This window comes from Dryocola clanedunensis (genome assembly GCF_038405435.1).
Classification (GTDB): domain Bacteria; phylum Pseudomonadota; class Gammaproteobacteria; order Enterobacterales; family Enterobacteriaceae; genus Dryocola; species Dryocola clanedunensis_A.
The window spans coordinates 150152-162292 of the sequence record NZ_JBBYHZ010000009.1; the positions used below are offsets into that span (position 1 = coordinate 150152).

Here is a 12141-nt window from a genome sequence, read left to right on the forward strand (position 1 = left end):
AGTCGTTATTTCCTGATAATGGCGATTTCGCCATGTGTTGTCGCTGACCTGTATTTCCCGATTTACGGGGCCCCGAGCCTTGTAGAGAGTGGGGTTATAGTTTTGGTACTGCTGCGGGGCGGGCTGTTTTCGAGAACAACCTTCACCCCAGTTTTACTCGGTCCTGCATGCAGAGTGGATAAGCGAAGCGCCATCCACCGCAGACTGGAAACTACTTTTTCTTCACCGGACGCTGCCAGCCCTGAATATGGGTCTGCTTGACGCGGCTGATGACCAGCTCGTTTTCGGCAACGTTGCGGGTAACCGTGGTGCCAGCACCGATAGTTACGCCGTTCCCCACGGTCACCGGGGCCACCAGCTGTGTGTCGGAACCGACAAACACGTCGTCACCAATAATGGTTTTATGCTTGTTCGCGCCGTCATAGTTACAGGTGATAGTGCCCGCGCCGATATTCACGTTGTCGCCAATATCTGCATCGCCTAAATAGCTCAGATGCCCTGCTTTGGAGCCTTTACCCAGACGCGCTTTTTTCATTTCGACGAAGTTGCCAACGTGGGCGCCTTCAGCCAGTTCGGCCCCTGGGCGCAGGCGTGTAAACGGACCAATCGTGCAGGCAGCGGCCAGGGTGGCATCTTCAACTACGGTATAAGCGCTGATTTCGCAGTCGTCGCCGATAACGCAGTTCTTCAGCACGCAGCCGGTGGCGATTTTTACTCGATGGCCCAGCGTGACGCTGCCTTCAATAATCACATTAGTATCGATTTCGACATCACGCCCGTGGCTCAGCGTGCCGCGCAGGTCGAAACGCTGCGGGTCACGCAGCATCACGCCCGCCAGCAGCAGCCTGTCAGCCTGCTCGGTCTGATAGACGCGCTCCAGACGAGAGAGCTGCAGGCGGTTGTTCACGCCTTCCACTTCGCTAAGGCGATCGGGATGCACCGCGGTGATTTCACGGCCTTCCTGGTGCGCCAGAGCGATGATATCGGTGATATAGAACTCGCCCTGGGCATTGTTGTTATCAAGCTTGCCCAGCCAGCGTTTCAGATCCGCACCGTTGGCAATCAAAATGCCGGTGTTGATCTCATTGATTTTGCGCTGCTCATCGGTTGCGTCTTTATGTTCCACAATCCCGACAACGGTGCCGTTTTCACGGGCGATACGGCCATAGCCGGTAGGATCTTCCAGCTTCACGGTAAGCAGGCCAATGCCGCCCTGCGGTTTTGCTTCACGCAGGCGCTGTAGCGTCTCAACGGAGATCAGCGGCACGTCGCCGTACAGCATCAGGATGTCTTCGTCGTCCGCGAAGAATGGCGCGGCCTGCTGCATGGCGTGACCGGTACCCAGCTGCTCCGCCTGCAAAACCCAGTTCAGGGAACCATCGTTAAGGGTCTGCTTCAGCAGATCGCCGCCATGTCCGTAGACCAGATGCACCTGCTGCGCGCCTAAATTTTTAGCCGCATCAATAACATGCTGAACCATTGGTTTGCCAGCGAGGGTGTGCAGCACCTTCGGAAGGTCGGAATACATGCGGGTCCCTTTGCCAGCGGCAAGGATAACCACGCTCATCGCACTGTTTGACATACGCGTCCTGACTTAAAATTGTGAGAGAAGTAAAACGATTTCACGTTGAAATTTCTACATATTTTGCAGCAAAAAACTCAACGGTGGAAATTCAGCCGTAAACGAGGTCTTTACCGGCGTGCTGGGCTCAAGTGTAGGCAGTTTCAGGGCAAAAATGTATACCCGATCAACCGAAAGCGGGGCATCCCTTTGGATTCAGGCTTCTTTTCACCTGAGAATAAAGACGGGTCACATCGTGTGAAGAGGAGATAGCGGAGGCAAAAAAATACCAGTGAGGAGCACTCACTGGCATTTGTCTTTTCAAGCAGGTAGTTACATCGCTTTTCTGGTCAATTCGATAACGCGTAGTTTCGCGATCGCCTTCGCCAGTTCAGCAGAAGCCTGAGCGTAGTCCACATCACCGTGGGAGCTATGGATGTGCTCTTCCGCTTTACGTTTCGCTTCCAGGGCTCGCGCTTCGTCGAGATCCTGACCGCGAATTGCGGTATCAGCCAGCACGGTCACCGTACCTGGCTGCACTTCCAACACACCACCGGACAGGTAGATGAACTCTTCTTGTCCGTGCTGTTTAACGATGCGGATCATACCAGGCTTAATGGCGGTGAGCAGCGGCGCGTGACCCGGGAAAATACCCAGCTCGCCTTCGCTACCCGTTACCTGGATCTTCTCGACCAGACCGGAGAACATTTGGCTCTCCGCGCTGACGACGTCCAGGTGATATGTCATTGCCATGTCACCCTCCGATTAAGGCGTTAAAGTTTTTTAGCTTTCTCAACGGCTTCGTCGATAGTACCAACCATGTAGAACGCCTGCTCTGGCAGATGGTCATATTCGCCGTCCATGATGCCTTTAAAGCCACGGATAGTATCTTTCAGCGATACGAACTTGCCCGGAGAACCGGTAAAGACTTCTGCTACGAAGAACGGCTGAGACAGGAAGCGCTGGATCTTACGCGCACGTGCTACAACCAGTTTATCTTCTTCAGAAAGCTCATCCATACCAAGAATGGCGATGATGTCTTTCAGTTCCTGGTAACGTTGCAGAATAGACTGCACGCCACGCGCGGTGTCGTAGTGTTCCTGACCAACAACCAGCGGATCTAACTGACGGCTGGTGGAATCCAGTGGATCTACCGCAGGGTAGATACCCAGAGACGCGATGTTACGGCTCAGTACCACGGTTGCATCTAAGTGAGCAAAGGTGGTTGCTGGAGACGGGTCAGTCAAGTCATCCGCAGGTACGTATACCGCCTGAACAGAAGTGATGGAGCCAGTTTTGGTGGAGGTAATACGCTCCTGCAAAACACCCATCTCTTCAGCCAGAGTTGGCTGATAACCTACCGCAGATGGCATACGACCCAGCAGTGCAGATACTTCTGTACCGGCCAGGGTATAACGGTAAATGTTATCCACGAACAGCAGAACGTCACGACCTTCGTCACGGAACTTCTCAGCCATGGTCAGGCCGGTCAGTGCTACGCGCAGACGGTTACCTGGTGGCTCGTTCATCTGGCCATAAACCAGTGATACTTTGTCCAGAACGTTGGAGTCGGTCATTTCGTGGTAGAAGTCGTTACCCTCACGAGTACGCTCACCCACGCCTGCAAACACGGAGTAACCGGAGTGCTCGATCGCGATGTTACGGATCAGCTCCATCATGTTTACAGTTTTACCTACGCCCGCACCACCGAACAGACCAACTTTACCGCCCTTAGCGAACGGGCAAATCAGGTCCATTACTTTGATGCCGGTTTCCAGCAGATCCTGGGAGCTGGACAGCTCTTCGTAGCTTGGCGCAGGACGGTGAATCGCCCAACGCTCTTCTTCGCCGATATCGCCTTTCATGTCGATAGGCTGGCCCAGGACGTTCATGATACGGCCCAGGGTTGCTTTACCTACCGGCACTTCAATTGGGTGATCGAGGTTAGAAACTTCCAGACCACGACGCAAACCATCAGACGTACCCATGGCGATAGTACGCACTACGCCACCACCTAACTGCTGCTGAACTTCCAGCACCAGACGGTCATTACCATTTGTAACCTCAAGAGCGTCGTACACTTTTGGTACGGCATCCTGAGGGAACTCGACGTCCACCACGGCGCCGATTACCTGGATAATCTTTCCAGTAGCCATCTCGAATCCTCTAAATACGTAAACCTGGTTATACCGCGGACGCGCCACCGACGATTTCGGTGAGCTCCTGAGTAATGCTGGCCTGACGAGCTTTGTTGTATACCAACTGCAGCTCTTTAATCAGGCTGCCGCCATTGTCGGTAGCGGCTTTCATCGCCACCATTCGTGCGGCCTGCTCGCTGGCCAGGTTTTCTACGACGCCCTGATAAACCTGAGATTCCACATAACGACGCAGCAGGGTGTCCAGCAGTGCCTTTGGATCAGGTTCATACAGATAGTCCCAGGATTTCTTTTTCAATTCGCCGTCGTCTGCTGGCGGTAACGGCAGCAGCTGGGTGATTGTCGGAACCTGAGACATTGTGTTAATAAATTTGTTGCTGACAACGTACAGCTTGTCCAGACGGCCTTCATCGTAGGCCTGCAACATCACTTTCACCGGGCCAATCAACTCGGACAGGGAAGGGTTATCGCCCATACCGGTCACCTGAGCAACAACATTGCCGCCCACAGAGTTGAAGAAAGAGACGCCCTTAGAGCCGATCATCGCGATTTCGCTCTGAACGCCTTTATCGGACCATCCTTTCATGTCAGCCAGCAGCTTTTTGAACAGGTTAATGTTCAAGCCACCGCACAGACCACGGTCAGTGGACACCACCAGGTAGCCCACGCGTTTAACTTCGCGTTCATCCAGGTAGGGGTGTTTGTATTCAAGATTACCCAGAGCAAGGTGGCCAATCACTTTACGCATGGTGTCTGCATAAGGACGGCTGGCTGCCATACGTTCCTGCGATTTACGCATTTTGGACGCGGCGACCATTTCCATTGCTTTGGTGATCTTCTGCGTGTTCTGGACGCTTGCGATCTTACTACGTATCTCTTTTGCGCCGGCCATGAGCTTCTCCTCAATGCCTTGCGGCTTGCCCTAAGACAAGCCGCCAGACTTTACCAGGACTGAGTTGCTTTGAAGGAATCGAGGATGCCTTTCAGCTTGCCTTCGATTTCGTCGTTATAGCCACCAGATTGGTTGATTTCTTGCATCAGCGGAGCATGGTCACGGTCAACGTAAGCCATCAGAGCGGCTTCGAAGCTACCGATTTTGGCCAGTTCCACATCTTCGAGGTAACCGCGTTCAGCAGCGAACAGAACCAGAGACTGATGCGCAACGGACATTGGCGCATACTGTTTCTGCTTCAGAAGCTCGGTCACTTTCTGACCGTGGTTCAGCTGCTTACGGGTCGCATCGTCAAGGTCGGATGCAAACTGAGAGAACGCTGCAAGTTCACGATACTGTGCCAGCGCGGTACGGATACCACCGGACAGTTTTTTCATGATCTTGGTCTGCGCTGCACCACCAACACGGGATACGGAGATACCCGGGTTAACCGCTGGACGAATACCGGCGTTAAACAGGTTGGATTCCAGGAAGATCTGACCATCGGTAATGGAAATTACGTTGGTCGGAACGAACGCGGAAACGTCACCAGCTTGCGTTTCGATAATTGGCAGCGCGGTCAGTGAACCGGTTTTCCCTTTCACTTCACCTTTAGTGAATGCTTCAACGTAATCGGCGTTAACACGCGCAGCACGTTCCAGCAGACGGGAGTGAAGATAGAAAACGTCGCCCGGATAAGCTTCACGACCTGGTGGACGACGAAGCAGCAGGGAAATCTGACGGTAAGCAACGGCCTGTTTGGACAGATCGTCATAAACGATCAGTGCGTCTTCACCGCGGTCACGGAAGTATTCACCCATTGCGCAGCCGGAGTACGGTGCCAGGTATTGCAGCGCAGCAGATTCTGATGCGGTTGCAACAACAACGATGGTGTTTGCCAGCGCGCCGTGCTCTTCCAGTTTACGAACCACGTTAGAGATAGTGGACGCTTTCTGGCCGATAGCAACATAGATACATTTGATGCCGGAATCGCGCTGGTTGATGATGGCATCAATGGCCAGTGCGGTTTTACCGGTCTGACGGTCACCGATGACCAGCTCACGCTGACCACGGCCGATTGGAATCATGGCATCAACAGATTTATAGCCAGTCTGTACAGGCTGGTCTACGGACTGACGCTCGATTACGCCCGGAGCGATGGCTTCAACGGCTGAGAAGCCGTCGTGGTCCAGTGGACCTTTACCGTCGATGGGTGCACCCAGGGTGTTCACCACGCGGCCCAGCAGGCCACGACCGACAGGAACTTCAAGAATACGGCCAGTACACTTAACTTTCATGCCTTCGGCAAGGTCAGCGTACGGACCCATTACTACTGCACCTACAGAGTCGCGCTCGAGGTTCAGTGCAATGGCGTAACGGTTACCCGGCAGGGAGATCATCTCACCCTGCATAACATCGGCCAGGCCGTGTACACGGATGATACCGTCACTGACGGATACGATAGTACCTTCGTTGTGAGCTTCGCTCACCACATTGAACTGAGCAATGCGCTGCTTGATCAGTTCGCTGATTTCGGTGGAATTCAGTTGCATGCTCCAGTCCCCTTAAGACTGCAAGACGTCTGCCAGGCGATCAAGACGGGCGCGTACGCTACCATCAATGACCATATCACCCGCTCGGATGATGACACCTGCCATTACAGACTTGTCAATTTTGCAATTCAGCTTCACTTTGCGTGACAGACGTTTTTCCATCGCGGCGCTGATTTTCGAAAGCTGGGTTTCATTCAGTGCGTTTGCGGAAGTCACTTCGACTTCAACGGTAGCCTCCTGGGCTGCGCGCAACTGAACAAACTGCTCAAGAACATCAGGAAGAACCTTCAGACGCCCGTTCTCAGCCATCACCTTAATCAGGTTCTGGCCATTAGCGTCGAGTTGGTCACCACAGATGGCGATAAACGACTCAGAGAGAGTTTCCGGCGCCAGTGCACCAGAAAGAAGCTCTGCGATTTGTTCGTTTTCAGACACTTCGGCGGCAAAAGCCAGCATCTGCTGCCAGCTCTCTACGCTTTGGTGTTCAACGGCAAAGTCAAAAGCTGCTTTGGCGTAGGGGCGAGCTACAGTTACAAATTCAGACATCAGCCCCTCCCTCCTTACAGTTCAGCGACCAGTTTATCAACGATGTCGCTGTTAGCAGCTTCATCCACGGAACGTTCAATGATCTTCTCAGCGCCGGCAATTGCCAGCAGAGCGACTTGCTTACGCAGCTCTTCGCGAGCGCGCTTACGCTCTGCGTCGATTTCTGCCTGGGCCTGTGCCACGATTTTGTTACGTTCCTGCTCTGCCTCGGTTTTCGCTTCTTCGACGATCTGAGCGCGGCGTTTGTTCGCCTGCTCGATGATCACCTGAGCTTCCGCTTTGGCTTTTTTCAGCTGGTCGGTCGCGTTGGCCTGTGCAAGGTCAAGGTCCTTTTTGGCACGTTCTGCAGAAGAGAGACCGTCAGCAATTTCTTTTTGACGCTTCTCGATGGCAGCCATTAACGGCGGCCATACATACTTCATGCAGAACAGAACAAACAGGACAAACGCGATGGCCTGGCCGAGGATTGTTGCGTTAAGATTCACAGCACAATGCCTCTTTGTTAGTTAACGTTCTGATATTGCTTGGTATCTTAAGCAACGCTCACTACGCGACGGCGAACATCACGTACAGACCCAGACCAACAGCGATCATTGGGATTGCATCCACCAGACCCATTACGATAAAGAACTGAGTACGCAGCAGAGGGATCAGATCCGGTTGACGCGCTGCGCCTTCCAGGAATTTACCTCCGAGGATGCCGATACCGATCGCAGCACCGATTGCCGCAAGACCCATCATAATAGCGGCAGCCATGTACAGCAGATCCATATTCAGGTTTTCCATGACAGTCTCCAGTTTGTTTCAGTTAAAACGCAGTAGTGGTAAGTAAAATCAATGCTCTTCAGACGCCATCGACAGATAGACGATCGTCAGAACCATGAAGATGAAGGCTTGCAGCGTAATGATCAGGATGTGGAAAATGGCCCATGGCACATTCAGAATCCACTGTGACCACCACGGCAACAGTCCAGCAATCAGAATGAAAATCAGCTCACCGGCATACATGTTGCCGAACAGTCGCAGACCCAGTGACACAGGCTTAGACAGCAGGCTTACCCCTTCAAGGATTAAGTTGACAGGAATAAATGCCCAGTGATTGAACGGCTGCAGCGTCAGCTCTTTCGTGAAGCCGCCAATGCCTTTCATTTTGATGCTGTAGAAGAGAATCAGGATAAACACGCCAAGCGCCATGGAGAGGGTGATGTTCACGTCCGCAGACGGTACCACGCGCAGGGCTGGCAGGCCGAAGATGTGCTCGCCGATGTACGGCAGCAGATCGATTGGCAGCAGGTCCATCAGGTTCATCAGGAATACCCAGACGAAAATCGTCAGGGCCAGTGGCGCGATGACTTTGCTTTTGCCATGGTACATGTCTTTCACGCTGCCATGCACAAAGCCAATAATCAGCTCAACTGCTGTCTGGAATTTACCCGGTACGCCGCTGGTTGCGGTTTTCGCAACTCGACGGAAGATAACCAGGAACAAGAGACCCAGGACCACTGAGAAGAACATGGAGTCAATATTGAGCGTCCAGAAGGTGGCCGGGGGGTTATGCGGATCCACCAGCGAGAAAGTACGCAGGTCCAGCTGAAGGTTATTCAGATGGTGGCCTATATACTCCTGCGGTGTAGAGATTTCTCCTGCAGACATGATGCCTCTTACCCTTTGTTGTTAATTACAGCTGGTGCGAGTATCTGCACAACCAGCACCGATAACCAGGTCACTATCAGCGGCAAGACTACCGCCTTAAAGCCTACCAGCGCCATCACCAGAATGCTAAAACTCGCAGCCACCTTTAACACTTCGCCGATGGCAAATGTCCAGGCCATACGGCCTTTAGCGGGTGTATGCGCCTGATGACGCCAGGCAAAAATCATAAATACTACGTTTGGCAACCAGGCTGCCAGACCTCCGCTAATCGCAGAAGCGCCCCAGAAGGGGTCTTTCAGGCAGAACAACAATCCAATTGTTATCACTGCTAAAAACTGGAGGAGCAGTAGCTTGCGGGCTACGTTTCGACTCAAGAGCGACACCGACATAACGTATTCTTCTCCTGCTCCTTAAGAGGTATGCCGCGTGTCGTATAAAACTGCCTTTGCGACTTTGAGTCAAGCCTCAAAAAGCGAGCAAATTATACGGTGCTACCCCGTGATTTCAAACATTAAGTAGCAAAAAGGTGAACAAATGTTTAAATAATTTTCTGTACACTTATTTTTCAACTTTTGATGAAAGCCGATGCTTTTTTTGAAAACTGCAAATCAGCTGAAATAGCACTCAACAAAGCGTGTTCACGATCACAGTTCAAACATCTCACATCCTTGCTCACTTTGTCTGGTTCATAATGTGCTAACCCCATGTGACTGATTAGCAAGCTGATTAATGGACACTTTTTTGAAAACAGCGCGTAACGGCAAAAAAACAGTTCATTGACATTCCCGAGAAACAATTAACAACTTCAGATTCCGTTCTGATGCATTATTTTTAGCAGGATTATATTTTCAATGTTGACTATTTCCCTGAAAACCATTTGAACAGTGGTTAAGAAACATAGCTGCTGTTGTTGCCATTTGGTTAAATGTAACTATTCATTTCAGTATCAAAGCCCGCTGCTTTTAACCTTCGTGAAACACCGCTTTTTTCACTTTTTTTGATAAATATTAATTTTTGTTTGCCTTAATAACCACCAAATGGCGCTCGCCATCCAGCTTCGGCACCTGCAAACGAATAATCTCTTCCACGCGGAATGCTTCGGGCAGCGAAGCGATTTCATCATCAGGACGTAAGCCTTTGAGCGCGTAGAACTTGCCATCCTGGCCCGGCAGGTGATGACACCAGCTCACCATGTCGGTCAGCGATGCAAACGCCCGGCTGATTACGCCGTCAAACGGCGGCTCTGCGGGGAACTCTTCCACGCGGCTCTGAACCGGCGTGACGTTCTCCAGCTGCAGTTCATGCTGAACCTGGCGCAGAAAGCGCACGCGCTTGCCTAAGCTGTCGAGCAGGGTGAAATGCGAATCAGGACGCACTATGGCCAACGGAATGCCCGGCAGGCCTGGTCCTGTACCGACATCGATAAAACGGGTTCCCTGCAGATGCGGCTCAACGACAATGCTGTCGAGGATATGGCGCACCAGCATTTCGTCAGGATCGCGAACCGACGTCAGATTATAGGCCTTATTCCACTTATGCAGCAGTTCAACATAGCCCACCAGCTGTTGCTTCTGGTTTTCAGGAAGCGTGATGCCTGCGCTATCCAGCAGGCGATTCAGTTTGTTTAGCACGGTTATCGGTACCCATTAAAAAAAGAGGCCAGGATAACCTGGCCCGGATCAATACGTTATCAGGCGCTGCGGCGCAGTAGCCCCTGTTTTTTTAGCCAGATGAGCAAAATGGAGATCGCCGCCGGGGTGATCCCCGAAATACGCGATGCCTGCCCAATAGATACTGGCTTGTGATCGTTCAGCTTGGCGATCACTTCGTTAGACAGCCCGTTGACCTGGCTGTAATCCAGCGTAGCCGGCAGCACGGTATTTTCGTTACGCTGCTGCTTGTCGATCTCTTCCTGCTGGCGGGCGATATACCCTTCGTACTTAACCTGAATCTCGACCTGTTCGGCAGACTGCGGATCGGCAAGACCCGGTGCGAATGCGGACAGCTCCATCATGCTGGCGTAGGTCATTTCCGGGCGACGCAGTAAATCTTCGCCGTTTGCCTCGCGGGAGAGCGGCGCGCTGAGCTTCGCGTTAACTTCTTCGACCTGCGCTGAGTGCGGGTGCAGCCAGATGTCTTTCAGGCGCTGGCGCTCGAGCTCAATGCTCTCAAGCTTCTCGTTGAAGCGCGCCCAGCGTTCGTCGTCCACCAGCCCCATCTCACGACCCGCAGCGGTTAAGCGCAGATCGGCATTGTCTTCACGCAGCATCAGGCGGTATTCGGCACGGGAGGTGAACATGCGGTACGGTTCTTTGGTCCCCAGAGTACAGAGATCGTCAACCAGAACGCCAAGGTAGGCCTGATCGCGACGCGGAGCCCAGCCTTCTTTTTCGGCGGAGTAGCGTCCGGCATTAAGGCCAGCCAGCAGACCTTGTGCCGCCGCTTCTTCGTACCCGGTGGTGCCGTTGATTTGTCCGGCAAAGAACAGCCCCTGAATGTATTTGCTTTCCAGAGTAGGTTTCAGATCGCGAGGATCGAAGAAGTCGTACTCGATGGCATAGCCCGGGCGAACGATCTTCGCGTTTTCCATCCCCTGCATGGAGCGGACGATCTGCATCTGGACGTCAAACGGCAGGCTGGTGGAGATGCCATTCGGGTAAACTTCGTTGCTGGTAAGCCCTTCCGGCTCAAGGAAGATTTGATGCTGATTGCGGTCGGCAAAGCGCATCACTTTGTCTTCGATGGACGGACAGTAGCGTGGGCCAATCCCCTCGATCACGCCTGCATACATCGGGCTGCGGTCGAGGTTATTACGAATAACGTCGTGCGTTTTTTCGTTGGTGTACGTGATGTAGCACGGTACCTGCGCGGGATGCTGGCTCACGTTCCCCATGAACGAGAAGACCGGCATCGGGTTATCCCCGTGCTGCTGGGCAAGTACGCTGAAATCGATAGTCCGGGCATCAATGCGCGGTGGCGTACCTGTCTTCAGGCGGTTTACGCGCAGAGGGAGTTCACGCAGACGGCGTGAAAGGGAAATGGACGGCGGATCGCCTGCACGGCCACCGCTGTAGTTATCCAGTCCGATATGAATTTTTCCGTCCAGGAAAGTCCCGACGGTCAGCACGACGGATTTAGCGCGGAATTTAAGCCCCATCTGGGTTACCGCACCCACCACACGATCGTTCTCGACAATCAGATCTTCAACCGCCTGCTGGAAGATCATCAGGTTTGGCTGGTTCTCCAGTGCGGTTCGTACAGCCTGGCGATACAGCACGCGGTCAGCCTGGGCACGAGTAGCTCGTACCGCCGGGCCTTTGCTGGCGTTTAGTATTCTAAACTGTATGCCTGCATGATCGATCGCCTTCGCCATCAGTCCGCCCAGCGCGTCCACTTCTTTAACCAGATGTCCCTTGCCAATACCGCCGATCGCCGGGTTACAGGACATCTGTCCCAGCGTGTCGATATTGTGTGTCAGAAGTAGGGTCTGTTGACCCATTCGGGCTGCGGCCATAGCGGCCTCGGTGCCTGCATGACCCCCGCCAATGATGATGACGTCAAAAGGATCTGGATAAAACATGGTGACTGCCTCGTGGTTAAACGGGAGGGTGACTGATTCCCGGGATGGCGATTCTACTCAACTTTAGCCGATGGAGAAAGTGCCGGGATCCTCGGTAATTAAAAGAAGATCTTTTTTATTTAAAGATCTCTTTATTATGATCTCTTATTAGGATCGCCATG

12 protein-coding genes are annotated in these 12141 nt (G+C 52.9%); all 12 read right to left on the bottom strand.

Annotated elements, in window-relative coordinates; genetic code table 11:
- Positions 1-211: 211 nt before the first annotated feature.
- On the bottom strand, positions 212-1582 hold the full coding sequence (glmU, locus tag AAE045_RS18020) for a bifunctional UDP-N-acetylglucosamine diphosphorylase/glucosamine-1-phosphate N-acetyltransferase GlmU (protein WP_455548886.1): 1371 nt from the start codon (positions 1580-1582) through the stop codon (positions 212-214).
- 312 nt (positions 1583-1894) lie between these two features.
- Positions 1895-2314: a F0F1 ATP synthase subunit epsilon gene (locus AAE045_RS18025; protein WP_202306372.1), complete on the bottom strand. Its 420-nt coding sequence runs from the start codon at positions 2312-2314 to the stop codon at positions 1895-1897.
- A gap of 20 nt (positions 2315-2334) precedes the next feature.
- Positions 2335-3717, bottom strand: coding sequence for a F0F1 ATP synthase subunit beta (atpD, locus tag AAE045_RS18030; protein ID WP_202306375.1), 1383 nt, complete (start codon positions 3715-3717; stop codon positions 2335-2337).
- 28 nt (positions 3718-3745) lie between these two features.
- Positions 3746-4609, bottom strand: a complete 864-nt coding sequence (atpG, locus tag AAE045_RS18035) for a F0F1 ATP synthase subunit gamma (protein ID WP_167612918.1) — start codon at positions 4607-4609, stop codon at positions 3746-3748.
- A 50-nt stretch (positions 4610-4659) separates the two neighbouring features.
- Positions 4660-6201 carry a F0F1 ATP synthase subunit alpha gene (gene atpA / locus AAE045_RS18040; RefSeq protein WP_202306378.1) on the bottom strand — a complete coding sequence of 514 codons (1542 nt, stop codon included), beginning with the start codon at positions 6199-6201 and terminating at the stop codon, positions 4660-4662.
- Positions 6202-6213: 12 nt separating this feature from the next.
- Positions 6214-6747, bottom strand: a complete 534-nt coding sequence (gene atpH / locus AAE045_RS18045; protein ID WP_202306381.1) for a F0F1 ATP synthase subunit delta — start codon at positions 6745-6747, stop codon at positions 6214-6216.
- Positions 6748-6761: 14 nt separating this feature from the next.
- Positions 6762-7232: a F0F1 ATP synthase subunit B gene (gene atpF / locus AAE045_RS18050; protein ID WP_202306384.1), complete on the bottom strand. Its 471-nt coding sequence runs from the start codon at positions 7230-7232 to the stop codon at positions 6762-6764.
- Positions 7233-7293: 61 nt separating this feature from the next.
- On the bottom strand, positions 7294-7533 hold the full coding sequence (gene atpE, locus AAE045_RS18055; protein ID WP_004393045.1) for a F0F1 ATP synthase subunit C: 240 nt from the start codon (positions 7531-7533) through the stop codon (positions 7294-7296).
- A gap of 48 nt (positions 7534-7581) precedes the next feature.
- Positions 7582-8400, bottom strand: coding sequence for a FoF1 ATP synthase subunit A (atpB, locus tag AAE045_RS18060; RefSeq protein ID WP_455426329.1), 819 nt, complete (start codon positions 8398-8400; stop codon positions 7582-7584).
- An 8-nt stretch (positions 8401-8408) separates the two neighbouring features.
- Entirely contained in the window at positions 8409-8789 is a 381-nt protein-coding gene (gene atpI, locus AAE045_RS18065; protein ID WP_455548887.1) for a F0F1 ATP synthase subunit I, read from the bottom strand.
- Between the two features lie 618 nt (positions 8790-9407).
- Positions 9408-10031 carry a 16S rRNA (guanine(527)-N(7))-methyltransferase RsmG gene (rsmG, locus tag AAE045_RS18070; protein WP_455548888.1) on the bottom strand — a complete coding sequence of 208 codons (624 nt, stop codon included), beginning with the start codon at positions 10029-10031 and terminating at the stop codon, positions 9408-9410.
- 59 nt (positions 10032-10090) lie between these two features.
- Positions 10091-11980 carry a tRNA uridine-5-carboxymethylaminomethyl(34) synthesis enzyme MnmG gene (gene mnmG, locus AAE045_RS18075; protein WP_455548889.1) on the bottom strand — a complete coding sequence of 630 codons (1890 nt, stop codon included), beginning with the start codon at positions 11978-11980 and terminating at the stop codon, positions 10091-10093.
- Between the last annotated feature and the right edge of the window lie 161 nt (positions 11981-12141).

Coding starts and splice junctions, on each gene's coding strand:
- atpA (WP_202306378.1), bottom strand. CDS start 6,201: ATGCAACTGAATTCCACCGAAATCAGCGAACTGATCAAGCAGCGCATT.
- atpB (WP_455426329.1), bottom strand. CDS start 8,400: ATGTCTGCAGGAGAAATCTCTACACCGCAGGAGTATATAGGCCACCAT.
- atpI (WP_455548887.1), bottom strand. CDS start 8,789: ATGTCGGTGTCGCTCTTGAGTCGAAACGTAGCCCGCAAGCTACTGCTC.
- atpH (WP_202306381.1), bottom strand. CDS start 6,747: ATGTCTGAATTTGTAACTGTAGCTCGCCCCTACGCCAAAGCAGCTTTT.
- atpD (WP_202306375.1), bottom strand. CDS start 3,717: ATGGCTACTGGAAAGATTATCCAGGTAATCGGCGCCGTGGTGGACGTC.
- glmU (WP_455548886.1), bottom strand. CDS start 1,582: ATGTCAAACAGTGCGATGAGCGTGGTTATCCTTGCCGCTGGCAAAGGG.
- atpE (WP_004393045.1), bottom strand. CDS start 7,533: ATGGAAAACCTGAATATGGATCTGCTGTACATGGCTGCCGCTATTATG.
- AAE045_RS18025 (WP_202306372.1), bottom strand. CDS start 2,314: ATGGCAATGACATATCACCTGGACGTCGTCAGCGCGGAGAGCCAAATG.
- mnmG (WP_455548889.1), bottom strand. CDS start 11,980: ATGTTTTATCCAGATCCTTTTGACGTCATCATCATTGGCGGGGGTCAT.
- atpG (WP_167612918.1), bottom strand. CDS start 4,609: ATGGCCGGCGCAAAAGAGATACGTAGTAAGATCGCAAGCGTCCAGAAC.